Source organism: Paenibacillus sp. FSL R7-277 (assembly GCF_000517965.1).
Lineage (GTDB): Bacteria > Bacillota > Bacilli > Paenibacillales > Paenibacillaceae > Paenibacillus_AQ > Paenibacillus_AQ silagei.
Genome location: NZ_ASPX01000008.1, coordinates 173256 through 199659, shown reverse-complemented (window position 1 = coordinate 199659; position 26404 = coordinate 173256). Strand labels below are relative to the sequence as shown.

General features: G+C 55.4%; 21 protein-coding genes. 17 read left to right on the top strand and 4 right to left on the bottom strand.

What is annotated here, in order from left to right:
* Positions 1-24: 24 nt before the first annotated feature.
* From C173_RS03780 to C173_RS03770, 4 genes are all read left to right on the top strand, one after another.
* Entirely contained in the window at positions 25-1050 is a 1026-nt protein-coding gene (locus C173_RS03780) for a glycoside hydrolase family 130 protein (protein WP_036722586.1), read from the top strand.
* A gap of 6 nt (positions 1051-1056) precedes the next feature.
* The gene (locus C173_RS34130) at positions 1057-1137 is read left to right on the top strand and encodes an acetylxylan esterase (RefSeq protein WP_155991228.1); all 81 of its coding nucleotides are present in this window, start codon (positions 1057-1059) and stop codon (positions 1135-1137) included.
* A gap of 141 nt (positions 1138-1278) precedes the next feature.
* Entirely contained in the window at positions 1279-3249 is a 1971-nt protein-coding gene (locus C173_RS03775; protein ID WP_051477796.1) for a methyl-accepting chemotaxis protein, read from the top strand.
* A 525-nt stretch (positions 3250-3774) separates the two neighbouring features.
* Positions 3775-5592, top strand: a complete 1818-nt coding sequence (locus C173_RS03770; RefSeq protein ID WP_036722584.1) for a peptidoglycan D,D-transpeptidase FtsI family protein — start codon at positions 3775-3777, stop codon at positions 5590-5592.
* Here C173_RS03770 and C173_RS03765 read toward each other — a convergent pair.
* A complete protein-coding gene (locus C173_RS03765; RefSeq protein WP_081750992.1) occupies positions 5541-6782 on the bottom strand; it encodes an AI-2E family transporter in 1242 nt (413 codons plus the stop codon). The genes C173_RS03770 and C173_RS03765 overlap by 52 nt on opposite strands.
* A 223-nt stretch (positions 6783-7005) precedes the next feature.
* Here C173_RS03765 and C173_RS03760 point away from each other — a divergent pair, with 223 nt between their 5' ends.
* Positions 7006-8376: a polysaccharide deacetylase family protein gene (locus C173_RS03760; RefSeq protein ID WP_036722582.1), complete on the top strand. Its 1371-nt coding sequence runs from the start codon at positions 7006-7008 to the stop codon at positions 8374-8376.
* Between the two features lie 210 nt (positions 8377-8586).
* Here the strand turns inward: C173_RS03760 and ilvD are convergent, their stop codons facing one another.
* Positions 8587-10272 (bottom strand): dihydroxy-acid dehydratase, encoded by a 1686-nt coding sequence (gene ilvD, locus C173_RS03755; RefSeq protein ID WP_036722581.1) that lies wholly within the window; start codon positions 10270-10272, stop codon positions 8587-8589.
* Between the two features lie 258 nt (positions 10273-10530).
* Positions 10531-11571 (bottom strand): acyltransferase family protein, encoded by a 1041-nt coding sequence (locus C173_RS03750; protein WP_036722579.1) that lies wholly within the window; start codon positions 11569-11571, stop codon positions 10531-10533.
* A gap of 213 nt (positions 11572-11784) precedes the next feature.
* Here C173_RS03750 and C173_RS03745 point away from each other — a divergent pair, with 213 nt between their 5' ends.
* The 4 genes from C173_RS03745 to mgrA all read left to right on the top strand — a co-directional run bounded on the left by C173_RS03745 (position 11785) and on the right by mgrA (position 15229).
* Positions 11785-12534: an alpha/beta hydrolase gene (locus tag C173_RS03745; RefSeq protein ID WP_036722576.1), complete on the top strand. Its 750-nt coding sequence runs from the start codon at positions 11785-11787 to the stop codon at positions 12532-12534.
* 46 nt (positions 12535-12580) lie between these two features.
* Positions 12581-13351, top strand: coding sequence for an HAD family hydrolase (locus C173_RS03740; protein ID WP_036722575.1), 771 nt, complete (start codon positions 12581-12583; stop codon positions 13349-13351).
* A gap of 40 nt (positions 13352-13391) precedes the next feature.
* Positions 13392-14132 (top strand): NAD-dependent protein deacylase, encoded by a 741-nt coding sequence (locus tag C173_RS03735; RefSeq protein WP_036722574.1) that lies wholly within the window; start codon positions 13392-13394, stop codon positions 14130-14132.
* A 98-nt stretch (positions 14133-14230) separates the two neighbouring features.
* Positions 14231-15229, top strand: coding sequence for an L-glyceraldehyde 3-phosphate reductase (gene mgrA / locus C173_RS03730; protein WP_036722573.1), 999 nt, complete (start codon positions 14231-14233; stop codon positions 15227-15229).
* A 110-nt stretch (positions 15230-15339) separates the two neighbouring features.
* On the opposite strand, the gene C173_RS03725 is transcribed toward mgrA, so the two are convergent.
* Complete coding sequence (locus C173_RS03725) at positions 15340-16197, bottom strand: AraC family transcriptional regulator (RefSeq protein ID WP_036722572.1); 858 nt, start codon at positions 16195-16197, stop codon at positions 15340-15342.
* Between the two features lie 235 nt (positions 16198-16432).
* Here C173_RS03725 and C173_RS03720 point away from each other — a divergent pair, with 235 nt between their 5' ends.
* The 8 genes from C173_RS03720 (at position 16433) to C173_RS03685 (ending at position 26328) form a co-directional block, all read left to right on the top strand.
* Entirely contained in the window at positions 16433-17611 is a 1179-nt protein-coding gene (locus tag C173_RS03720) for a galactokinase (RefSeq protein WP_036722571.1), read from the top strand.
* Between the two features lies 1 nt (position 17612).
* A complete protein-coding gene (galE, locus tag C173_RS03715) occupies positions 17613-18599 on the top strand; it encodes a UDP-glucose 4-epimerase GalE (RefSeq protein ID WP_036722570.1) in 987 nt (328 codons plus the stop codon).
* 81 nt (positions 18600-18680) lie between these two features.
* Positions 18681-20264, top strand: coding sequence for a UDP-glucose--hexose-1-phosphate uridylyltransferase (locus C173_RS03710; RefSeq protein ID WP_036722566.1), 1584 nt, complete (start codon positions 18681-18683; stop codon positions 20262-20264).
* Between the two features lie 166 nt (positions 20265-20430).
* Entirely contained in the window at positions 20431-21594 is a 1164-nt protein-coding gene (locus tag C173_RS03705; RefSeq protein WP_036722565.1) for an iron-containing alcohol dehydrogenase, read from the top strand.
* 178 nt (positions 21595-21772) lie between these two features.
* Complete coding sequence (locus C173_RS03700; RefSeq protein ID WP_036722562.1) at positions 21773-22309, top strand: hypothetical protein; 537 nt, start codon at positions 21773-21775, stop codon at positions 22307-22309.
* On the top strand, positions 22309-23892 hold the full coding sequence (locus C173_RS03695) for a flotillin family protein (RefSeq protein ID WP_051477807.1): 1584 nt from the start codon (positions 22309-22311) through the stop codon (positions 23890-23892). Before C173_RS03700 ends, C173_RS03695 begins: the two co-directional genes overlap by 1 nt.
* A gap of 116 nt (positions 23893-24008) precedes the next feature.
* On the top strand, positions 24009-24716 hold the full coding sequence (locus C173_RS03690) for an ABC transporter ATP-binding protein (RefSeq protein ID WP_036722561.1): 708 nt from the start codon (positions 24009-24011) through the stop codon (positions 24714-24716).
* Complete coding sequence (locus C173_RS03685) at positions 24709-26328, top strand: hypothetical protein (RefSeq protein WP_036722558.1); 1620 nt, start codon at positions 24709-24711, stop codon at positions 26326-26328. Before C173_RS03690 ends, C173_RS03685 begins: the two co-directional genes overlap by 8 nt.
* Positions 26329-26404: the final 76 nt, after the last annotated feature.

The window sequence follows — 26404 nt, the reverse complement described above, 5'->3', positions numbered from 1 at the left end:
AACTATCATTGGAGGGATTCTATTATGAGAGAAGTTAAACTGACGGCCAGCCAGAGTCTGCCGAATATGCCTTGGCAGGACAGACCTGCCGGGAATGACAATCCGGTCTGGAGACATAGCGATAATCCGGTGATCAAGCGCAATCCGGCGAAGGGGGTCGCCCGTATCTTCAACAGCGCGGTGATCGCTTACGAGGGCAGCTTCCTGGGAGTCTTCCGTGTGGAGGATCACACGACCCGCCCCCATCTGCGGATGGGCCGCAGCGCGGACGGCTTGGACTGGATTATTGATGAGCAGCCGATCCAATTCAAGGACGAGGCGGGCCATCCGTATATGCCGCGTTACGCATATGATCCCCGTCTGGTGAAGGTGGAGGATACGTATTACATCATCTGGTGCACGGATTTCTACGGGGCAGCGATCGGCGTTGCCAAGACACAGGACTTCAAGCACTTCGTCAGTCTGGAGAATCCGTTCCTGCCGTTCAACCGTAACGGTGTACTGTTCCCGAAGAAAATAGGCGGCAATTTCGTCATGCTCTCCCGTCCAAGCGACAGCGGACATACGCCGTTCGGCGATGTCTTCCTCAGTGAGAGCCCGGACTTCGTGTATTGGGGCAAACACCGGCATGTTATGACCAAGGGCGGACAAGGCTGGTGGCAGAGCACCAAGATCGGCGGCGGACCTGCGCCCATTGAGACCTCGGAAGGCTGGCTGATGTTCTACCATGGGGTTACCGGGACCTGCAACGGTCTCGTCTACAGCATGGGCGCTGTGATTCTGGATGCAGATGAGCCTTCGAGAGTGAAATACCGCTCCCGGAACTTCGTGCTGACCCCGGAAGAATGGTATGAGGAAAGAGGCTTCGTCAACAATGTACTCTTCCCTTGTGCTGCGCTCAGCGATGCGGATACCGGCCGGATTGCCATCTATTACGGGGCTGCGGACACCTATGTCGGCGTTGCCTACACCACTGTCCAGGAAATCGTCAATTACGTTATCGAGACTCATGAAGAGGTTGGCGATGATGCCGGTCCTGGCAGAATCTAAGCCGGAATCCTCTGCCCGCCATCGGCGGCATTTGCCGCATACAACAAAATCACAGCCACCAAGGAGCTGATGGTATATCATGAATAGGGTCATGAATACCAAGAATACATAGAATCTGGCGGTGGTTTTTTGAGCAGGTCAACAGTTCGGAGTACCTCTATTCTTTCTCGGCTGCATCCCTCCAAGTCGCTGGGGATGCGGCTCTTTCTGGTTTTTTTCATCGCGACCATGGGAATTGTGCTGTCTCTGGGTTATATTTCTTACGCTGTGGCCAGACATACGATTGAGAACAATGCATTGTCTGCTAATCAGCAGACTGTGGAGCAGACGGCTGAGAAGCTGGATGTCGTCCTGCTGCGCTATGAAGATAATCTGGGTCAGCTGTTCTACAATGAGGATATTCAGCAGGCGGTCGCACTGGCAGTTCCTGCTGCAGCAGATCCTGCGAAGCGTACAGAGCTGTCCACGGCGATTAACGGGGAGCTCGATCAATGGCTCTCGGCTGTACCCGGCGTGCAGGCAGTGTATCTGGTTCCGCTGGATGAAGCGTTGCCCGCAGCCGGAGCTGGTGAAGTGGATAATGATTTCCTGGCGGCTATCCGTGATGCAGCATGGTACAAGCAGCTGCAGGAGAAGCCGCAGAGCCGGTGGATTACCGAAGCGTTGAAGCAGGGAGAGGCTGAAGGAGTGGTGCGTTTCGCTAAGTCTGTGGCGGCGGAAGCGGGTCACACCGGTTATCTGGCGGTCTGCGATATTAAGAGTACAGAGCTTGACAGCCAGCTGAAAATGGTTGATCTGGGTCAGGGTTCCTATATCCAGTTGCTGACTGCCACAGATGAGCTGATTGCCTCTTCCCAGCAAGAGGAGACGGACACCTATCTGCGCCTGGGGGGAACCCTGTTCAAGGGATTAAGCGACACCTCCGGCTCCCTGCCGACCAAGGATGAGAAGGGCAAATCCATTCTTGCGGTCTACGGTACGCTGCATACCTCCGGCTGGAGACTGCTCGGTGTGGTGCCTTCCGGCAATCTGACCAGGGATGCGGGACGGATCCTTAACACGACCTACATAGCGGTGGCCGCCGCTGCTGCCGTTGCCGTACTGATAGGACTCTGGATGGTACGGATGGTCTCACGTCCGCTCTCACGTCTGCGGGATCTGATGGTCAAGGGGGCAGATGGGGATCTGCGCGTACGCACCGATGTCGTCACCCGTGATGAGATAGGCCAGCTGTCCGGCTCCTTCAACCTGATGATGGAGCAGATTACAGAGCTGGTCGTCCACACCAATGAGACCGCGCGTGAGGTTACGGAAGCAGCGGAAGCCCTTGGCAATGCCTCGCGGGACACAGCGGTGGCAGCGAAGGATATTGCCGCAGCCACGGAAGAGATTGCCGGCGGTGCCGGCAGCCTCTCACTGGAGGCGGACCGGGGTAATGAGATGACGGCTCAGATCTCGGAGAAGATGGAAGCTGTCATTGCAGTAGCCCATGAGATTGGCGGAACTGCGCATAGCGTGGAGCAAGCCAGTGCGGAAGGGGTAGTCAAGCTGCAAGAGCTGCTGGGCAGAACGCAAGAGACTGGCGACAGGACAGGCAAGCTGGTCCTTAAGGTGAATGAGCTTAAGGATACCGCCTCATCGGTCATTCAGGTGCTGGAGGTCATGCAGAGCATCACCCAACAGACCAATATCCTGTCGCTGAACGCCACTATTGAAGCGGCGCGGGCAGGCGAAGCGGGCAAGGGCTTCACGGTTGTCGCCGATGAAATCCGCCAGCTGGCGGAGCAGTCCAAGCGTTCCATTGCCGTGGTGGGCGAGATCACGGACCGGATCATGAGGGATATGCATGAGACGGTAGACGCCTTGTCCGAGGTTGCGCCGCTGTTCGGGGAGCAGATGGACTATGTTCAGAACACCAGTGAGATCTTCATTAGTGTACAGGGGCAGATGCATCAGCTGATTACCAGGCTGGATTCGGTATCTTCTTCGATTGACGGCCTGAACCACTCGCAGCAGGTCCTGTCAGAGACGATAGGTAATGTCAGCTCATTCGCCGAAGAATCCTCGGCCGCCTCTGAAGAGGTAGCCTCCCTTACCGGAGAACAGGAGAATGTAAGCGAATATCTGGTTACCCTCTCCAGTAAGCTGGAGAATGCCTCCTCCAGACTGCGGGAGCGATTATCCAAGTTCAACGTATGAGCCTAACTTCTTCAGACCGCTTTCCTTTATGGGAAGCGGTTATTTTGCTTTTAGAGCTGGGTATACTAGTACAGCATCAGATTTAAAATGGAGGACTCGGTGTAACGAACGAGGGAGCTCATATTCTGGAAGGAAGCCACCTTTAGCAAGTAAAGAACCCCATGGATTAAACTAAATATTCAGTTTGTAACGAACCATGAGAGATAAGTGTATTCGGTGCAACTAAAAACAGTTAAAAGGAAGGCCTGCCTCTCCTAACTGTATTCCATACAACTAAATTTGCCCGAATGGGCGAAAATCCAGGTATAGAGGCATTTTAATTGCACGAAATACAACTAAACAGAGATTCGGCGGCATATCCGGCGATTTAGTTGTACAGATTGCAATTAAGCCTCCCCCTTGGACCCTAATCGGGGCGTTGCTAGCCCTCAGCAAGCAATTAGTTAAAGTGATTCTCACACTTTTAAATCTGATGAGCTGCTAGTAGCCAAGGTATTTCAGCCCATTGGATGGAGGAATAGCAATTTGCACAAGCTGATTCATACACGCATATTTTGGGGTTGCCTGATCCTGTGTATGCTGCTGGCGGGCCTGATGATCAGGCTGGCCTGGGTACAGCTGCTGCTGAAGGATAGTGTAGTAAGCGGCACCCGTTACACAGTAGCTCAGATGGCAGAGCTGCAAAGTGAGCGGGAGACGGTGCTGGACAGCGGAAGAGGACGGCTGTATGACAAACACGGAAGGGCGCTGGCTGGAGAGACGGTCTGGACCGCTGCACTGTTCCCGCCGGAGGAAGAGCTTCAACGGCATCATGGTGCAGGTGAATATAACGATGACCAGCAGCTTCACCGTCTGGCGGAGATTCTTGGCGTCAGCTACAGCCAGCTGCAGGCAAGACGGCTGGGGCTGAAGGAGCCGTTGCTCTGGCCTTCCGGCCAAGGCACGGGGCCGCTGGCCCTGACCCTGCCGCAGGCCAGAGAAGTGGAGGCGCTTGCGATTGAAGGTGTCCGGGCGCTGCCTTTTGCCCGCAGATATAACGGCTCTGCATCCGGCCGACAGTGGCTCGGTTATCTGTCTGAAGCTTCAGGCGAAGCTGTCACTCAATCCCCTACAGGGCTGAGAATTCCAAGAACCGGCACAGACGGGCTGGAGAAGACGCTGGAGCCGCTGCTGCAGGGCGTGGGGCACACGGAGGCCGTTGCCCAGGTTGATGCGCGCGGCAAACGGGTTCCGGGAAGCCCGATCACAGTCAAGGCGCCGGGTAACCCCTATTATCCGCTGTCACTATATACCACGATTGATCTGAAGCTTCAGGAGAGCATTGAGCAGCTGGCGGCGGAAGCCGGGGTGAAGGAAGGGGCGATTGTGGTAATGGACAGCCGGAGCGGTGATATCGCAGCGATGGTCTCCTTGCCGTTCTACAATCCGCAGCAGGTCTCACCGCAGGGTGGAGAATGGAACAACCGTGCTCTTCAAGCGGCCGCCCCGGGCTCCATCTTCAAAATTGTTACGGCCGCTGCCGCACTTGAAGCCGGGCTCACCACACCGGAGGAGCCTTTCTTCTGTGCTGGGGCATATGGGAAATACGGATTGTCATGTCCCCACGGCAAAGGACACGGCGCCCTTACGCTTAAGCAAGGGTTCGCCGTGTCCTGTAATACTGTATTTGCTACGCTGGCCGAGCGGCTGAGCGGTCTGAAGCTTCAAGCTACCGCCCTTGCCCTTGGACTGGGCCGGAGCATTGGGTGGCAGGCGGAGAATACACTCGGTCTGCCGCTGCTCCGGCCGCTGGCCGGAGAGCAGCCGGGAACCATTTTTACCACGCTCCTGCCGGATGACGGCGGGGCGAGAGTCCAGACGGCGATCGGCCAGCGCGATGTGCGAATCACTCCGCTGCAGGCGGCGAATCTGGTCGTCACACTGCTGCATGGCGGTGAGGTGAGAGCGCCGCGGATTCTGGAGCGGGTTGCTTTTGCCAATGGACAGACGCTTAAGGAGCTTCCGGGACATCTGGCGCCAGCGCCGGAGGGGCGGATCGCTCCGGCCACTGCCCGTGTGCTGCTGGGCATGATGCGCAGCGTAGTCACAGAGGGCACAGGCCGGATGCTGAAGCCTGCCGCTTGGCCGCTCGCCGGCAAATCAGGCACGGCCCAGACGCTGGTGCATGGCACGCCGCGCAACAATCAATGGTTCATCGGCTATGGTCCGGTTGACCATCCGAAATATGCGGTGTCTGTGGCGATAGAGAATGTGGCTCCAGACAGTCCGCAGGCCGCCACCCGCCTGTTCGGTCAGGTGTTCGAGCTGTTGTCGGGGCTGGAAGGCGGATCAACCGGGGCCTGAGGGCCTGGACCGGCAGGCTGCGCATTAGACTCGGCATTCCCGGCCGGACTGCTGCTTACGGAAGCGCCTGCCGTAGAGGTTCCCGAGGCCGCGAAGGGCGAGACGACGAACTCCTCCTGCGGCAGATAGATCCACTGCTGGAGATATCCCTGCTGGAGCAGCTCCTTGAGCAGAATCAGCAGAATCGGCGACAGAATGAGTCCTGCTATCCCGAACAGGGAGGAGGACAGAATCACGAAGGAGAGCATCAGGAAGGCAGAGGAGACACCGATCGAATTCCCTGTGATTTTGGGCTCCAGCAGCTGTCTAACCACCATTACTACAGCCAGCAGAACGATGAGCCCGATAGCAAGCGAAGTATTTCCAACAATGAACAGATAGATGATCCAAGGGATTAGCACCGCAGGTACCCCGAGCAGCGGCAGCAGATCGACCACGGCGCAGACCAGCGCGATGGTGAGTACATTGCCCGTCCGAAGAATCAGCAGGCCAGCAAGAATAATGACGAAGGTGATGCTGATCAGGATCATCTGTGCTTTGATATAAGAACCGATAGCCTTGAATACATTTCCCTGCAGGAAGGCGTAGGCCGTCTTGAACGTCTTGGGCAGCTTCTCGTGGGCAATTCGGCGCCAGTCCTTAATCTCCATGCTGAGGAAAAAGGCGAGAATGATCGCAATCCCGAAATTAGCCATAAAGGAAGAGAAAGAGCCAAGCACTCCGACCATATATTTGAAGAAGGCGACCATCCACTTCGAGAGAATATTGGTGGCATCTGTGAAATAACCGTTCAGCTTATCTGTCACATCGGATGGAAGCGAATCGATTTTGTGCTGAAGATAGGTCGTAGTCTCTGCGAAATGCTGCTGGACCACGTATGTATATTTGGGCAGATTATTCTGGAGGTGAATCGCCTGAGTCGTAATCAGCAGTCCGGCACCGAACAGGACGCCCAGCAGGATGATCAGGAAGAGCACCACGGAGATCGCAGAGGCGAAGGGCTTGGCCATTCCCTTGCGGTTCAGGAAGCGGGCCAGCGGCTCAATCAGCAGAAATACAAAAAAGGACAGGAACACCGGCGCAGCCAGCTGGTACAATTTACTGAAGCCGAGCATCACTAAATATACGGTTAGAACAAGCAGCCCAATGTCGAAAAAGGTGCGCCAATATTTTCTGTACAGCGGCAGCATAGATTTAAACGACCCCTTTGTGAAGATGAATTTGTAACCTGCACTTCAACTCATTGTACACGATTTTAATAAAAAACGTCTATTTCTTTGGCAGCTGTGTTAAACTAGGAGGTGATGTTTTTTAAAGCTGTCGCTTCTACTTACTCTACTTGGCCGTATCACATCTATCTCCTAACAGACGTAAGGCGAGCCAAAGTCAACTCTGGAAAAGCGGTGATTGTACATGCAGACTTTGCTGCTCTGGCTATTTTATATCTCTACCTTTTATGCTTTTATTCCCGGTATGATCAGCCGTTTATTTGGTTATCGTGTCTTCCGTAAAGGAATTGGGCGTACGGATTACGGCCTGACCTTTGATGACGGGCCAGACCCGCATTATACACCGCTGCTGCTCGATCTGCTTAAGCGCTACGATGCGAAGGCGACCTTTTTTGTCGTTGGCTCGCACGCGGAGCAGCACCCCGAGATCATCAAGCGAATGCATGACGAAGGGCATTTGATCGGAATTCATAATTATGTGCACAAGACGAACTGGCTGATGCGTCCCGCCACGGTGAGGAAGCAGATTGACCGGACGGACGAGATCATCTTCTCCATTACCGGCGAGCGCAGCACGTATTACCGTCCTCCTTGGGGAATCGTGAACCTGTTCGACTTCTCCAAACGCCGTCAGGTGCAGATTGTGCTGTGGTCGGCGATGTTCGGCGACTGGAAGGAGAAGCTTGGAGCGGAGAAGCTGACCGAGAAGCTCATTGCGAAGCTCGGCCCGGGGGAGGTGCTTCTGCTGCATGACTGCGGTACGACGATCGGCGCTGATCCGAATGCACCGGAGCATATGCTGATTGCGCTGGAGCGGATGCTGGCCGAGGCCGAGCGGCGCGGACTGCACAGCGTCCGGATTGACGAGATGATCAAGGCGGTGCAGCGCTCCCCGATCACGCATTTGTCCTTCGGCAAGCGGCTGCTTGTCGGTTTATGGCTGGGCTGGGAGAAGCTCTTTCAGCTGCTGTTCCAGATCAAGACAATCTCGCAGGAAGACCCGTTCCTGCATTACCGGCTGCGCAAGTACCAGGGCAGAACGGTCCACATGGATAATGGCGAGACCTTAAGCAAGGGCGACAAGGTGATCGAGCTGCATTTCGATAACAGGCAGCTATTCGAGCTGGGAGTTCATTCCCGTTCCACTGCCCAGCTTGCGATCCGCCTGATCCGCCGGATGGAGAAGGATCTGCCGGTGCTGGCCGAGCGGATTTGCGGTGATGTGGAGCTAGCTGAAGCCAAAGCGCTCTACGGAGTCAGCATGATCAACCGCGGGCCGGAGAAGTTCGGCTTCATCGTACTGGATCTGCCCAGCGGACTGTTCGCCAGCAGCACCAAGTTCTACCTTAGTATTCTCATGAGTGTGATTCATCCGTCAGGCGGCGCAAGACTTAAGGAACGGAGTGACCAACTGGTGCCTAAGATGATACTGATGCCGGTATCGCAGCTTCTGGACCAGATGAACCGTCAGCTTCCGCACAAGCATGTGGAGCGGGTACACGAAGAGGAACGGACGCTTGAAGCTGAGCTTCCCGGAGCAACGGTAGTTCATTGAAGACGAAGCATACGCAGTTTAATGCACTTATATTGATTACAATCTCCGCTGGCCTATTTTGGGCTGGCGGTTTTTTAGTTCCTGCACATGATGCAACATCCTTCTCCTCAAAGCTGCAATTCCTGCAGCAAAAAGAGCAGCTCCAACCGAATTTGCGGTTGGAGCTGCTCATATCATCATTACATTTGCTTAAGGCTGCGGCTCTAACGATTAGATCTTCAGCACGCCGCCCTTGCTTGCATTGGTAACCAGCTTGGAGTAACGGGCCAGATAACCGGTCTTCACCTTCGGCTCGAATTCTTTCCAGCCCTGGCGGCGGACCGCCAGCACTTCCTCGTCAACCAGCAGCTCGATCTTGCGGTTGTTGAGGTCCAGCTCAATGATATCGCCATCCTCTACAAAAGCGATCGGGCCGCCCTCAGCCGCTTCCGGCGAGATATGGCCGATGCTGATCCCGCGGGAGGCACCGGAGAACCGTCCGTCCGTGATCAGGCCGACCTTGGCGCCCAGGCCCATACCGACGATCTGCGAAGTCGGCGCCAGCATTTCCGGCATGCCCGGTCCGCCCTTCGGACCTTCATAACGGATAACGACTACATGGCCTTCTTTGACCTTGCCGTTCGCGATACCTTCCAGTGCTTCTTCCTGAGAGTCGAAGCAGATGGCAGGTCCTTTGTGATAGCCGCCAACAGAAGCATCCACGGCACCCACCTTGATGATGGAGCCTTCAGGAGCCAGGTTGCCGTAGAGTACAGCCAGTCCGCCAACTTGGGAATAGGGGTTGTCGATGGTATGAATAACAGATGTATCCTGGATCTCATGGCCGGTTACATTCTCGGCCAGTGTCTTGCCGGTAACCGTCATGCAATCGCCGAAGATTGCGCCCGGCTTCTTCAGTAATTCGTTCAGCACGGCGCTTACGCCGCCCGCCCGGTCCACATCTTCGATGAAGATATCGGAGGCCGGAGCCAGCTTGGCCAGGTAAGGAACCCGGTTGGCTACTTCGTTGATGCGTTCCAGCGGATAATCGATTTCGGCTTCCTGAGCCAGTGCCAGGGTATGCAATACGGTGTTGGTCGAGCCGCCCATTGCCATATCCAGCGCGAAGGCATTGTCCAGCGATTCCTGGGTTACGATATCACGCGGCTTCAGGTCCAGCTTGATCAGCTCCATGAGCTGGGTTGCTGACTTGCGGACGAAGTCTCTGCGTTCTTCGGCTACGGCCAGGATGGTGCCGTTGCCCGGAAGCGCAAGGCCCATAGCTTCAGCCAGACAGTTCATGGAGTTGGCAGTGAACATGCCGGAGCATGATCCGCAGGTAGGACAGCCGTATTGTTCGAGTTCGAGCAGCTCAGCATCGTTGATCTTGCCGACCTGATGCGCGCCAACGCCTTCAAATACAGAAGTGAGGGAGAGCTTCTTGCCTTTGCTGTCTACGCCGGCCTTCATCGGCCCGCCGCTGACGAAGATTGTCGGGATGTTGACGCGCAGTGCGCCCATCATCATGCCCGGGGTGATTTTATCACAGTTGGGAATGCACACCATACCGTCGAACCAGTGCGCGGATACTACCGTTTCCAGAGAGTCGGCAATGATCTCGCGGCTTGGCAGCGAATAACGCATACCGATATGACCCATGGCAATCCCGTCGTCAACGCCGATTGTGTTGAATTCGAATGGAACCCCGCCGGCTTCACGGATGGCTTCCTTCACGATTTTGCCGAATTCCTGCAGATGCACATGACCCGGAACAATATCGATATAGGAATTGCAGACCGCGATGAACGGTTTGCCGAAATCCTCTTCTTTAACGCCTGCTGCCCGCAAAAGGCTGCGGTGAGGAGCGCGGTCGAAGCCTTTTTTGATCATATCTGATCGCATTTTCTTGTTTGCCATGATGACTTTTCCCCCTAACAGTATTGGTGAAGCGAATATAGTGCCGCATTAACGCATTGCAATCCCGAAATATACGTATCTGCGGTGATTGGTTACGAACGTTAATAGAGAGTCTATCACAAAAATCCTGTTTTTTCTACCGGGCAGTGTGAAGTTTGTCGGGGGGGCACGCATGTAAAGTCTGGGCTAATATACAGAAAGAAGCCTATTCCGTATAGGATAGACTTCGGCAAATTGATATAGCATGGCAGCTTCATTCTATAGAGAGCGCCGGATGGCGGCACGCTGCAGGGAGATCATCCACTCTACGGACGGCTCCACGAGCGGGTTCAGCAGCCGTCTGACCGCAGGCTGGGCGAGCAGCACCGTACATCCTACTGCACTAGCGAGCAGCAGCGCTGCTCCGGCCGGGTTGCCGATATAAGTATACAATCCGGAAATCACCGCCGTGCGGACCACAAAGCCATGCAGCAGAAAAACATAGAGGGTCCGGCGTCCCAGGCCGGTCATGCGGCTTAACCCGTAAGGCACCAGGCCCAGAAATGCCAGAGAAGCGATGAATTGCAGGCCATAGACCGCGAGGCGGAACAGACCCGCGTACCATTCATGGGCGCCAAGCTGCATATAAGTCATACTGCCGTATAGCCAGCCTATGGGGAGATTACTGCCAAGCAGGCCGATAGCAAGGAGCAGCAGGAGAGAAGCGGCGGCGGCAATGCTTTTGACATACCGCTGATACAGCTTCACGAAAGCCCCGAAGGAGAAATGGTACCCGATCACAAAAAAAGGCAGATACACAAAGGTGCGGCTGATGCTGAACCAGATCCCGTCCAGTTGCAGATAACCTACGGCCACCCCTGCGGTAAGAGCGAAGGCCAGTTGGGCGCTGCGGGTCCAGCGGCTTATGCCCAGCATCAGCAGGCGCCAGCAGATGTGGCTGGCCAGGAACCAGAGCAGCAGATAAGGAGCGAAGAACGAATGCTGTATATTATTCACATGAAACAGGGAGGCGTCAAGTAGGGAGTAGAGGCTCTGAAAAATAACATATTGCAGGGCAAGCTGCAGGAGGATTTTGCGTCCTGGCGCTCCATGCAAGCTTGAACGGGCAAAGTATTCGGTCACCAGTACAAACAGCGGCATATGAAAACTGAAGATCCACTGGTAAAGCGTGTGAAGTCCGCTCATTTCTTGAATCAGGGGTTCGATCGCATTGGCCACAAAGACAGTTACAATAAGCATGAAGCGCAGATTAAGAAAAAAGGTCTCTCCGCGCGTGTTAAGCGGGCTTACCCGGGTCATGACGTAACCTCCAATGAAATTAGGGTTTGCGTAGGGTTCGATACTTTAATTTTAAAATACATGATTTCCGGACAATAAATTGTGAAATACATCACAATAGTAAGCGCTATCATTGGAAGTGGATAGGGCCAGATGTGGCGAAGTCTTGAAGGTTGTTTGAATTCACCGATTCCCTTATAATTTTCAGTATGCAGGAATCGGGAGTGAACACTAATGAAAAAGAATATAATCAGACGCCGTGTGCTTATTGGAGTGGTGTTGGTTCTACTGGTGGCGGGGGTGTTTATATGGAGATATCTGACCCCGTATAAGCCGGAGGCACGGGCTGAAACCGCTCTGATTTCTGCCGGGGGAGTCACTGTAGAGCAGAATGACAACTGGATCTCGTTCGAGCCCTCAGTGGTGCTCGGCACCGCCGTAATCTTTTATCCGGGAGCACTGGTCAAGGCAGAAGCATACGCGCCGCTGGCCCGTAAAGTTGCCGCTGCCGGTCACCCGTTCTACATTGCCAGAATGCCGCTTAATCTGGCTGTAATCAAAGGGGATGCCGCCGAAGAGATTATCCGCGTGCATCCGAAGCAGTCCTTCGTCCTGGGCGGACATTCGCTCGGCGGCGTAATGGCTTCACGCTTCGCTGCGGATCATGCCGGCCAGCTGGAAGGCGTTTTTTTTCTGGCCTCGTATCCCGATGAGAAAGGCAGCCTGAAGGACACCACGCTATCCGTCTTGTCTGTGCTTGGCACGCAGGATGAAGTCGTAGATCAGAAGAGCTATAACAAAGGGCGTTCCTATCTGCCGGGCAATACCGTATATGTGTCGGTTGACGGCGGTAACCATGCCCAATTCGGCAGCTATGGCGCGCAAAAGGGTGACGGGACCGCTACGATTACCGAAGATGAACAGCAGACCCGGACCGTCCGGGCGATGCTGGACTGGCTGGGGAATCTGCGCCAGAGTAAATGAACAACGAATACCTGAAGTAATATATCTTATGCAAAGGAGCGCTGGAATGCCTGTATTGCACATCAATGAACTCTCCGTTCCCGTAAGCGGCATCCTGTTCGATAAGGACGGCACGCTGCTTGATCTCCTGGCCACCTGGGGCAGCTGGGCCGAACTGGTGCTTGAGGGGCTGGGCAGCCAGCTGACTTTAATGGGCAGCAGACCCGTTACGGGAGCCGATCTGGCCCCGGTGCTGGGGACGACGCATGATGCTTCCGGACGAATTACCGGTTATGATCTCGCCGGTCCGCTCTCGATGGCAACGGCTGAGGAATCCACCGGAATTCTGGCCTGGCAGCTCTATACAGCAGGTCTCCCATGGAATGAGGCGGTGACGCGCGTGAATGCCATCTCCAAGGAGGCCATGAATGAGCTTCGCCGCCGCCGTACGGCTGTACCCATGCCGGGAGTATTGCCATTCCTGGAGCAGTGTGCCGCCGCTTCCCTGAAGCTTGGCGTTGTGACCTCTGACAATCTGTCCACTACCCGTGAGCATCTGGAATGGCTTGGCATCTCCGGGTACTTCGGGGCGGTGGTTACCCGCGACAGGGTAAAGTACGGCAAGCCTGCACCGGAGATGGCCGAGAAGGCCTGCCGGGAGCTGGAGCTGCGTCCCGAAGACACAGTGATTATCGGTGACAGCAATGCGGATATGCAGCTGGGCCGTGGGGCGGGACTGCGCCTTGCAGTCGGGATCTCACCGGACGGAAGGACAGACCATCTGCTGGATGCGGATATTGTGGTATCCGGCTATCCGGCGCTCCGCTTAACAATCTGAATGCATTACGAATGAGGTACAGAGAGGACAGGTGTAGATCATGGAACAATTACAGCTACTGGCTTCCTGGATTCAAAAAAGCAATAATATCGTCTTTTTCGGCGGTGCCGGAACATCGACGGAGAGCGGCATCCCGGACTTCCGTTCGGCAGCCGGTCTGTACCAGACACAGCACAACTCCCCTTATCCGCCTGAGGTGATGCTCAGCCGCAGCTTTTTTATGTCCTCGCCGGACATTTTTTTTGATTTCTACCGCAGCAAGATGATACATCCGGGAGCGAAGCCGAACGGGGCCCACCGGCTGCTTGCGGAGCTGGAGGAGAGCGGGAGGCTGAAGGCGGTCATTACGCAAAATATCGACGGCCTCCATCAGATTGCCGGCAGCCGCCGGGTTCTGGAGCTGCACGGTTCTATCCACCGCAATCACTGCATGGGGTGCCAACGCTATTACGGCCTGGAGGAATGGCTGGAGCAGGAAGGCTCTGTGCCGCGCTGTGAGGACTGCGGGGGCATCATTAAGCCGGATGTGGTGCTCTATGAGGAAGCGCTCGATCATGAAGTGCTGGTTGAAGCCGTGGATGCCATTGCAGCGGCGGATCTGCTGATCATCGGCGGTACCTCGCTTACGGTTCATCCTGCCGCAAGCCTGGTTACTTACTTCAGGGGACAGCATACTGTATTGCTTAACGGCGAGCCTACCCCGTATGACGATCAGGCAGATCTGATTATAACAGAGCGGATCGGAGAGGTGCTGGGTAGAGTGCAGGGACTGCTGGGCTAACGCCCAGTCAGTCTTTTTTTATAGAACAAGATTACTTATGAAGCCATGAGTTTAAAGAAGGGTATTCACAAAAGAGATACGAGAGGCAGGGATATAACATGGTATATGTGGCTAGTGATGAACGGTATGAAGGAATGCGTTACAACCGCGCCGGCAGGTCAGGTCTCAAGCTTCCAGCCATCTCACTGGGCCTGTGGCATAATTTCGGCGGCATTGATGCCTTTGAGAATGGCCGCGGGATGATTACCCGTGCCTTTGATCTTGGAATCACCCACTTCGACCTGGCGAATAACTACGGGCCTCCGGCCGGATCGGCGGAAGAGCTGTTCGGCAAAGTGCTGGCCCGGGATCTCGCGCCGTACCGTGACGAGCTGGTGATCTCGACCAAGGCGGGATATACGATGTGGCCCGGCCCTTACGGGGACTGGGGTTCACGTAAATATATCCTGTCCAGTCTGGACCAGAGCCTGAAGCGGCTGGGACTGGACTATGTGGATATCTTCTATTCCCACCGTCCGGACCCGGACACCCCCATGGAAGAAACGATGGGAGCGCTGGATCATGCTGTACGCTCCGGCAAGGCGTTGTACATCGGCTTGTCCAACTATACGGCGGAGCAGACGCAGCAGGCTATTGCGATCCTGAAGGAGCTGGGCACCCCGCTGCTGATTCATCAGCCGAGGTATTCCATGCTGGACCGCTGGATTGAAGGCGGGCTTCAGGATGTGCTGGAGGAGCATGGGGTGGGCAGTATTGCCTTCACTCCGCTGGCGCAAGGTCTGCTGACGAATAAATACCTAAACGGCATTCCCGGAGATTCCCGGGCAGCCGGACCTTCGGCTGCGCTGAATGAGAGCCGGATTACGCCGGAGGTGCTGCGCAGAATCCACGCGCTGAACCAGATGGCCGTAGCGCGCGGCCAGAGTCTGGCCCAGTTCGCCCTGCTCTGGACGCTGCGCGGCGGCCGGATCACCTCGGCGCTGATCGGCGCCAGCCGGGTCAGCCAGATCGAAGAGAATATCGCCGCGCTGTCCCACAGTGACTTCACTCAGGAGGAGCTGGACCGGATCGAAACGATCCTTAAGACAGAGGAGTGAAGCTTAAGGCGCTCAGCCTAAGAGTTGCCATAAGGTCCGGCTTCCATAAATAACAATGCAAGCAGCCCGCTTCCTGTTCAGGAGACGGGCTGTTGCTCTAGGTGATACAGCTATTTCTCTCCAGGGTTCACTGTGGCCTGGCGGTAAGCGGTGGGGGACTGGCGGTAGAAACGCTTGAATTGCCGGGAGAAATACAGGGCATCGGTCAGTCCGACCGATGCCGCTACCTGCTCCACGGACAGCTCGGGACGTTCACGCAGCAGCTGGCGCGATTTCTCCACCCGCAGCTTCAGCAGGTAAGTGACCGGAGAGAGCCCCGTCTCCTGCTTGAAGATGCGGGAGAGGTAAGCACGGTTATACCCCAGAGAGCCGCACATCTGTTCAATCGAGACCGGATGGGCATACTGAGAAGCCATGTAGTGAATCATCTGCTTCACCGTCCGCTTGATCTGTGATTCCGCACCCGGTAGCCGGGTGGAGGAGACCAGCAGCTCCGCCGCTTCGCCGGCGATAAGGTACAGATACCCCAGAGAGGTCAGGGCGGCACTCTCCTTATTGGCATAGAAGGCGGACATCATCCCGGCAAGCGCTCCGGGTATTACACTGCCGCCTGCGGTAGACAGCACCGGGGCGAGCGGCGCGAAGCCCGCCTGCTCCGCAAGCTGTTCGGCATCGGCGCCGGTGAAGGCAGCCCAGCGGTAGCGCCAGGGCTCCTGCTGATCCGAGATGTAGCTGACCAGCTGGCCCGGGTGGATCAGGAAGCAGTCTCCGGCTCCCAGCTCGTACGTATGCTCCTCTGTCCGGAAGACCCCGGAGCCTGATTCAATATAATGGAGCAGATAGTAATCGTAGATCTTGGGACCTGCCTGATGCAGCGGGAGGGTCTGGCTCTCTCCCGCAAAGAGTACATGCAGCAGCTGCTTATCGTAATAGACAGGATTTGATCCTACTGAATAGGTATGTTGCATTGCAAGCCGCCTTTCCTGAGCAGAACGCTTCTATAACTAAGTGTATAGGGAGCGCCGGTTCACTTTTCTTCTTACTGAGTATAGTCTCTTCAGGGACGAAAGTCACATTTGTCCATATATTGCACACATGATTGCATTATCAGGGCAAGTCTGATTTTATTATAATGTAAGCATGAAGGACGCAAGCTATAATCCACAGTCCCAGCACAAGCAGCGAAAGGATGGAGTGTCAATAATGAGCATACAGGAACTTAACAGTACATTTATCAAGAAGTACGGGGAGAGCGGGGAAGCCGCGCGGGTATTCTATGCACCGGGCCGCGTGAATCTGATCGGAGAGCATCTGGATTATAACGGAGGTTATGTTTTCCCGGCAGCCCTGGATTTCGGAACCACCCTGATCGTGCGCCCGCGTACAGACGGCAAGGTTCAATTCGCATCCACGAATTTCCCTTATGAAGCTTCCATCGTCTTCAGTGACATCGGCGCAGCCAAGACCGGCGAATGGGTGGACTATCCGGTCGGCGTAATGGTGGAGCTGGCTAAGAAGGGTCACCCGGTATCCGGGGGCTACGATCTTTTGTTCCATGGTGAGATTCCTAACGGCTCGGGCTTGTCCTCTTCCGCTTCGATCGAGGTAGTGACCGGCTTCGCCTTCCTGACGCTGCTTGGCGGTGACACAGATACGGTGGAGATCGCCCTGCTGTCCCAGCGCGCGGAGAACCAGTATGTCGGCGTGAATTCCGGGATCATGGACCAGTTCGCTGTAGCCAACGGCAAGCGCGACCAGGCCATCCTGCTGATGTGCGATACGCTGGAATACAGCCTGGTCCCATTCGTGACAGGCAGCTATAAGCTGGTCATCGGCAATACGAACAAGAAGCGCGGACTGGTGGACTCGAAGTATAATGAGCGCCGCAGCCAATGTGAAGAGGCACTCGCTATTCTGAAGCAGGAGGTTCCGTCCCTGTCCTATCTGGCTGAGGTGAAGCCTGAGCAGTTCGAGCTTCTGCAGGACAGAATTACGGACGAAACCGTCAGACGCCGGGCCCGCCATGTAGTGGAGGAGAATCAGCGTGTGCTTGACTCGGTGGAGGTGCTGAAGAACAATGATCTGAAGCAGTTCGGCCTGTACATGAATGACTCCCATGTCTCCCTCCGCGACCTGTATGAAGTAAGCTGCGAGGAGCTGGATGTGATGGTGGAAGAAGCGCAGCGCATTCCCGGCACACTGGGATCACGGATGACGGGGGCCGGATTCGGGGGATGTACGGTATCGCTGGTACACGAGGATGATGTGCAGCGGTTCATAACGGAAGTTGGAGAAGCCTACAAGAACAGAACCGGCCTGACCGGCGAATTCTATGTATGCGGCATCGGCAACGGCGTGGAAGAATTGAAAGGAGTGAAATAAGATGGCGATTCTGGTAACGGGCGGCGCAGGATACATCGGTTCACATACAGTAGCAGAGCTGCTGGACCGCGGGGAAGAGGTTGTGGTGATTGACAATCTGCTGACAGGGCACCGTGAGGCGCTGCTGGGCGGCAAGCTGTACGAGGGCGACCTGCGCGACAAGGCGCTGCTGGCGAAGCTGTTCGCCGAGAATGAGATCGAAGCGGTGATTCACTTCGCAGCCAGCTCCCTGGTGGGCGAGAGCATGAAGGACCCGGTTAAATACTACGACAACAATGTGTATGGAACGCAGTGTCTTCTAGAAGCCATGCAGCATGCCGGTGTGGATAAAATCGTCTTCTCCTCCACTGCCGCCACCTACGGCGAACCGGAAAAGGTGCCTATCGAAGAGACCGACCGCACCGAGCCTGCGAATGTCTACGGCGAGACCAAGCTGACCATGGAACGCATGATGGCCTGGTTCGACAAAGTGCTCGGCATCAAATACGTAGCGCTGCGCTACTTCAATGCCGCAGGCGCACACGCCAGCGGCAAGATCGGCGAAGACCACCGTCCGGAGAGCCATCTGATTCCGCTGGTGCTCCAGGCTGCGCTGAAGCAGCGCGAGAATATTGCAGTGTTCGGGGAAGACTATCCGACAGAGGACGGAACCTGCGTACGCGACTACATCCATGTCAGCGATCTGGCGGATGCGCATGTCCGTGCAGTCACTTATCTGCGCAGCGGCAGTGCAAGCAATATCTTCAACCTAGGCAACGGTCTGGGCTTCTCTGTGAAGCAGGTCATTGAGACTGCGAAGAAGGTTACCGGCCTGGACATTCCGGTTGTGGTTCAGGACCGCCGCGCCGGAGATCCGGCAGTACTCGTCGCTTCCTCTGACAAAGCCCGCAAGGTTCTGGGCTGGGACCCGCAGCATGCCGATCTGGAAGGCATTATTCAGAGCGCCTGGAGCTGGCACTCTGCCAATCCGCAAGGATACGGGGAGTAAGAAGCAATTCTGCTTGTTGCCCGAAGGTGAAATAGACAGAATGCAAAGCGCCGCATAAGGCACCATAGAAGGAGAAATGAAATGCAGAACGATAATAGTACGGCTGCTGCCGCTGAGAAGGCGCTGTATGCGATTGAACAGCTGGTTCTGTTTGCCGGACATACGGGACTTATTCAGCCAGCAGATGTGGATTACAGCCGCAATGAACTCCTGGACCAGTTCGGCTTCAGCGAGCCGTATCCCGGCGAGTTCACTGAAGGTCCGCTGGACAGCCCGCAGGCCCCGCTGGACCAGCTGATTGATTACGGGTTCAGTCTCGGGCTGATCCCGGAGAATACGGATACGTACCGCGACCTGCTGGATGCGAAGATTATGGGCCTTCTGATGGCCCGCCCGTCTGAGGTGAATGCGGGGTTCGCCGCGATCCAGGCGGCACAGGGCATTCAGGCGGCAACGGACCGCTTTTATAAGCTGAGCATTGATTCCAACTATATCCGTATGGATCGTGTCGCGAAGAATGTGTATTGGCTTCAGGAGTCGCCGTACGGGGATATTGAGATGACGATCAACCTATCCAAGCCGGAGAAAAGTCCGAAGGAAATCGCCATGGCCCGGCTGCTTCCGCCTCCGGTCTATCCGAAGTGCCAGCTCTGCCGCGAGAATGTCGGCTATGCCGGCCGGGTCAATCACCCGCCGCGTCAGAACCTGCGCGTGATCCCGCTCTCGATGAACAGCGAGAAGTGGTTCTTCCAGTACTCGCCTTATGTCTACTATAACGAGCATTGCATCGTGTTCCACCACGATCATGTGCCGATGAAGCTGACGAAGGATACGCTGAAGCGTCTGCTTAGCTTCGTGGAAGCCTTCCCGCATTATTTCATCGGCTCGAATGCCGATCTGCCGATTGTCGGCGGCTCCATTCTGACGCATGACCACTTCCAGGGCGGACGGCATACGTTCCCGATCCAGAAGGCACCCAAAGAGGATACCTTCACGCATGCCTCGTATCCCGGCGTCAGCTTAAGCACTGTGAAATGGCCGATGTCCGTGCTGCGGATGCATGCCGAAGATCCGGCGGTGCTGCTGGAGGCAGGCAACCATATCTACGAGTCCTGGAAGACTTACAGCGATCCGGCCGCCGAAGTGCTGGCGTTCAGTGAAGAGGACGGCGGGAGCGTGCCGCATAATACCGTTACCCCTATCGTGCGCCGGGCAGAGGACGGCGGCTATGAGATGGATCTGGTGCTGCGCAACAACCGGACCAGCGAAGAATATCCCGAAGGGATTTTCCACCCGCACCGGGAGATGCACCATATCAAGAAGGAGAACATCGGCCTGATTGAGGTAATGGGCCTGGCGATTCTGCCGGGGCGGCTCAAGGAAGAGCTTGACGCCATCGCTGGCATATTGGCGGGCGACACTGCGCTTCTCGGAGATGTCCAGAGCCAAGGCCAGGAGCATCCGCTGGCGCTGCACACTTCATGGATTACCGAACTGGTAAGCCGCTTCGGCACCTCCTTGAACCGAGAAGAAGCGGTGAAGACCATCCAGAATGAGGTGGGTACGAAGTTCACTCACATTCTGGAGCATGCCGGAGTCTACAAACGCACGCCGGAAGGGCAGGCGGCCTTCCGCCGGTTCCTGAACAGCAGCGGCTTTAACTAAGTCTGGATAGGTTTTGAGCCCGTTTCATAAGTTATCGCCCTGCCGGAGTACCGGCGGGGCATTTCTGCGTGCCCTGCTGTGGAGAAATCAGCGATTTGAATGCGCCAAGCTGGAGGACTATAATAGACAGTGCTTCACATTCACATACTCATGGAGGTTTACCCATATGCGCAAGTTTGAATTTTATAACCCGACCAAGCTTATTTTCGGACAGGGAACATTGCAGGCACTCCGTACCGAGGTGCCAAAATACGGTAAGAATGTACTGCTGATGTACGGCGGCGGCAGCATTAAGCGCAGCGGCTTGTACGATAACGTCATTGCCGAGCTGGCTGCGGTTGGTGCCGTAGTTACCGAGCTTGCCGGAGTGGAGCCGAATCCTCGTCTCTCAACGGTACATAAAGGTGTAGCGTTGTGCCGTGAGAATCAGATTGACCTGATTCTTGCCGTCGGCGGCGGCAGTGTGCTCGATTGTGCCAAGGCGGTGGCCGTCGGAGCGAAATATGAAGGGGATATGTGGGACTTCGTAGAACGCAAGGCCGCACCTCAAGGTGCGCTTCCGCTGGGAACCGTGCTGACAATGGCAGCCACCGGCTCCGAAATGAACAACGGCTCGGTCATCACCAACGAAGTGACCCAGGAGAAAATGGGCTGGGGCAGCATCCATGCCTATCCGGCCTTCTCGATCCTTGACCCGGAGAACACCTTCTCCCTGCCGCGCGACCAGACGGTGTACGGTATGGTGGACATCATGTCCCATACGCTGGAGCATTATTTCCATACAGACAGCAATACGCCTTTACAGGACGGCTTCTTGGAGACTCTGCTTCGTACCGTGATTGAGACGGCTCCTAAGCTGATTGAGGATCTGAACAACTACGAGCTTCGCGAGACTATTATGTACTGCGGGACGATGGCGCTGAACGGAATGGTCAGCATGGGCTTTGCCGGTGACTGGGCTACGCACAACATTGAGCATGCTGTATCCGCTGTGTATGATATTCCCCACGGCGGCGGCCTGGCAATTCTCTTCCCGCAGTGGATGAGATATAACCTCAGCACGAATCCTGCCCGCTTCCGTCAGCTGGCTGTGAACGTGTTCGGCATTGACCCTTCCGGCAAAACCGATGAACAGACCGGCCTCGAAGGCATTGAAGCGCTCCGCCGCTTCTGGGATTCCATTGGCGCTCCGAAGACGCTCGGCGATTACGATATCGACGACAGCGAAATCGGCAGCATGGCCGACAAGGCGGTCCGCTTCGGTCCGTTCGGCAACTTCCGCAAGCTGGAGCGTCAGGACGTAGTTGAAATTTATAAGCTGGCTTTGTAAGTCAGCCATCGACAGTACAGCCGCTTCCCGTCTACGGGGGCGGCTTCTTTGGTCTGTTAATTTTCCCGCTTCCGGCATACATTAATGAGAGCAATACCCAACTTTGTGAAACCAAGGGCATGACAGTTGCGTTTATACTAGTATGACAGTCCGGAAGTATCGACGGGAGGAGACTATAATGCAAACGCTGTATTTGGGCTGTTTGGCGCTGGGTATTTTATTTGCCTTAGTGAGTGTAGTGTTGGGCGACCTGATCGGGAGCGCTTTGGACGGGATTTTTGACATCGTATCTTTTGATTTCCTAAATCCTACCCTATTGGCAGGAGGGATCACTGTATTCGGTGGAGCAGGCATGCTGCTAGGCCGCTACAGCGGACTGGAAGATGGCGTGATTCTTGCCTTGTCCCTGCTGGTTGCGGCATTCATGGGCGTATTGATGCATTTGGTGGTAGTGAAGCCAATGAGGAACAGCGAAATGTCGAACGGCTTCTCCATGAATGAACTGCCGGGTAAGATCGGTGAGGTTACCGTCCCGGTCCCCGGCACAGGCTACGGTGAGATTATGGTGAAGTTCGGTGCAGGCAACAGCCTGCATACGGCGGCCAGCTTCGAGCAGCATGCACTGCCGGCCGGAATCAAGGTTGTAGTAGTTGAGGTACGTGAGGGTGTAGCACTTGTGTCTGAATTCGAAGAGAGAAAAGGAGTGGACTTATGATGCTAGAAAATATTCCTGAATCCCTGTTTATACCTGCGATAGTAATCGCTGTACTGCTTGTCCTCGGACTCGCCTTCTGGGCGCGTTACAAGACGGTTGGCCCGGATGAAGGCATGATCGTCACCGGTTCCTTCCTGGGCAACAATCATATATCGGATGATGGCTCCGGCCGCAAAATCAAAATCGTCCGCGGCGGCGGTGCGTTCATTCTGCCTGTCTTCCAGAAAGCGGAGTTCATGTCTCTGCTCTCCCATAAGCTCGATGTGACGACCCCGGAGGTCTATACGGAGCAAGGCGTGCCGGTCATTGCCGACGGGGTCGCCATCATCAAGGTAGGCAGCTCCACGGAAGATGTGGCAACAGCAGCCGAGCAGTTCATGGGCAAGCCGATTGAATCCCTGAAGAGTGAAGCGCAGGAAGTTTTGGAAGGACATCTGCGGGCGATTCTTGGTACGATGACTGTAGAAGAGGTCTACCGCAACCGGGACCGCTTCGCCCAGGAGGTTCAGGGGGTTGCCGCCCGTGACCTCAAGAAGATGGGACTCCAGATTGTCTCATTTACCATCAAGGACGTACGCGATAAGCACGGATACCTGGAAGCGCTGGGTAAACCGCGGATTGCCGCAGTGAAGCGGGATGCGGAGATTGCGGAAGCGGAAGCTGTCCGTGACGCGCGGATTCAGAAGGCCAATGCCGAGGAGCAGGGGCAGAAGGCGGAGCTGCTGCGGGATACCAACATCGCCGAAGCATCGAAGGAGAACCAGCTCAAGGTTGCAGCGTTCAAACGCGATCAGGATACTGCCAAAGCGGAAGCCGACCAGGCGTACCACATTCAGGAGGCGCGTGCCAAGCAGACCGTGGTGGAAGAGCAGATGAAGGTTGAGCTGGTCCGCAAGGAACGCGAAATCGATATTCAGGCGAAGGAAATCCAGGTGCGTGAGAAGCAGTATGATGCAGAAGTGAAGAAGAAAGCGGAAGCAGACCGTTATGCGGTCGAGCAGGCGGCGGAAGCCGACAAGGCCAAGCGCATGCGTGAAGCTGATGCTGTGCAGTACAGCATTGAGACTCAGGCAAAGGCAACCTCCGAGCAGAAGCGGCTGGAAGGTCAGGCGGTTGCGGATGCAGAGCTGGCCAAAGGTAAAGCAGAGTCTGAAGTTATCCGTCTGCGCGGTCTGGCGGAAGCGGAAGCCAAGGAGAAGCTGGCAGAAGCCTTCCAGAAATTCGGCGAAGCGGCGGTTCTCGATATTATCGTCAAAATGCTGCCTGAGCTGGCCGGGAAGATTGCCGAGCCGCTGGCGTCTATCGATAAGCTGACTGTGGTGGATACCGGCAACGGTGAAGGAGCTGCGCGTGTGAGTAATTATGTGACCCAACTGATGTCCACAGCCCCTGAGATGCTCAAAAGCGTGTCCGGCATTGATGTCGAGGCGCTGATCAAAGGGCTGACCAAGGGCAAGACGGAGCCTAAGGACGTGGTGAGACATACAGCGGCGCCCATAACCTCTGTCGTCACCAGACCGGCCCCGGCTGCTCCGGTCACTCCGGCACAACCGGTGGAACCTTCAGAACACCCTGAAGGATAAGAGCAGAGCAAGCCACCAAGGTATGGCAGGCAGCAGTAACGCCAGCCATACCTTTTTTGTAAGTGATCCGCGAAACAGAGATTCCTTATCTTTTACGCTGAAACGGAGGCAGAGGCATGGAGCTTATACTGGATAATATACGCAAGAGCTTTGACGGCAGAGAGGTGCTTAAGGGGATTGATTTTACCTTTGAGCAAGGCAAGATATACGGCTTGCTCGGCCGTAACGGCGCGGGGAAGACCTCGTTGTTCAACTGCCTGAGCGGGGAGATCCAAATGGATAGCGGCGGGGCTTTTCTGCGGAGAGATGAGGTGAGTCTTCCGCTGCTTGAGGAGGAGATCGGCTACGTCTTCTCCTTGCCGATTCTGCCGGACTTCCTGACCGGTTATGAGTTTGTGAAGTTCTACATGGTCATCAATAAGGGTAAGATACAAGCGGACCGGACCATCGAGGAATATTTCGATATCATCCGTTTCGAGGAGGCGGACAGGCACCGTCTGATCAAAGGCTATTCCCACGGGATGAAGAACAAAATTCAGATGCTGTGCTTTATCATCTCCCGTCCGCCGCTGATCCTGCTGGATGAGCCGTTAACCTCGTTCGATGTGGTAGTGGCACTGGAGATCAAGAAGCTGTTGCGGGAGATGAAGCAGGATCATATCATTATTTTCTCCACTCATATTCTGCAGCTGGCCGCCGATCTCTGCGATGAGCTGGTTATTCTGAATAACGGTACACTGCGGGAGATTCCGGCGGAGACCCTGCACAGTCCGGAATTTGAAGAGCAGATTATTGCCCTGCTGAAGGATGAGGATCATGATTAGGACGTTGAAGGCGATTCTGGAAGTGCGGGGGATGTCCGGCGCTAACCGGCTGATGTTCTATATCCGTAAGCTCCCGGTGCTGGGTAAGCTGATCCCGGCCTCGGTCTACTCGGAAACCACGCTGAAGCGGACCTTATCTGTTATCGTGCATATCCTCAAGGTACTTATGGCCTTTGTGACGAAGTTCGCTTATCTTGGGATCATGATCTATCTGCCGGTGAAGTTCATCGGTAATGATATCAGCTTATCCCTTTCTGTTCAGTACCAGCTCTATTTGCAGATGCTGCTGTGTATAAGCTTCCTTACGGCCGGGGTTTCCAGCGCGGTTATTCTGGAGCCGAAGCGGGATAAATACATATTCGTGAAGCTGATGAGGCTGCCGGCAGAGCGGTATATGCGGACCACACTGACCTTGCGCGGGATCAGCTTCCTGGTTACTTTTATTCCGGCTATGCTGGTCTTCGGGAGTCTTCTCGGTGCTCCGCTGTGGCATGGGGCAGTTCTTACGCTGCTGCTGACGTTCTGGCGTACGGCTTGCGAGGCGCTGCATCTGTGGGTGTTTGACCGCTACGGCATGGTTATTGTCAAAAAAACAAGCTGGATCTGGACCGCCATCGGCGCTGGCTATCTGCTGGCCTATCTTCCGCTGCTCCTTGGATATGCGGTAGTAGAGAGCGGAATGCTGTTCAATCTGCCTGTGGTGCTTGGCGTGCTGGTGCTGGGAACCTTAAGTGCGGTCTATATCGCCCGTTATAAGGACTATACGAATGCCGTCGATGCCGTCACCAAAATCGATGATCCGCTGCTCGACATGGGACGGATGATGAAAGAAGCACGGGTGAAAGATGTGGCCACCCAAGATCAGCACTACTCGGCGGAACAACAGAATCAAGAGAAGTTCGAGGGGAAAGACGGGTACGCTTACCTGAATGCAATCTTTTTCTCACGTCACCGGCGGCTGATCACCAGTCCGATTCAACGGCGGCTGGTTATTATTGGATCGCTCTTTGCCGCTGCTTTGCTGACGATGCTGTTGTCGCAATCCGCTTTTACCAAACTGACTCATTATCTGATTACCGCGTTGCCGACCTTCCTGATCATTATGAACTACACGTCCATTGGCGAACGCCTCTGCAAGGCGATGTTCTATAACTGTGATCTCAGCCTGCTGCGCTACGGATTCTACCGTGAACAATCGGCGATTCTAAGCAACTTCCGTATCCGGCTGCTGCGTATCAGCGTGCTTAATCTGATCCCGGCTGCCGCGATCTGCCTGGCGGTGAACCTGCTATTGGTGCTGTCAGCGGAGAGTTGGGGCGCGGGGGATGCCGTACTCTTTTGCGTGACTATTGTGGCGCTGTCCCTGTTCTTCTCGGTGCATCATCTGTTCATGTACTACATCTTCCAGCCCTACAGCACGGAGCTGAATGTGAAGAATCCGTTCTTTACGATTGTGAACAGTGTGGTGCTGGGGGTCGGATTCATCGCGATGCAGTTCAAGAGTGAGCCTGGAATGTTTGCCGTGATCGTAGTGCTTTCTGCTGTGGTGTATATGCTGGCTGCGCTTATCATGGTATACAGGTTCTCAGGCCGGACGTTTCGGGTGAAATGAACGGAGCCCGCGGGCGGTTTGCGGCACCCTTCTAATTTGGGATTCTTGATGTTATGATAGGAGCTTAAGGTAACGA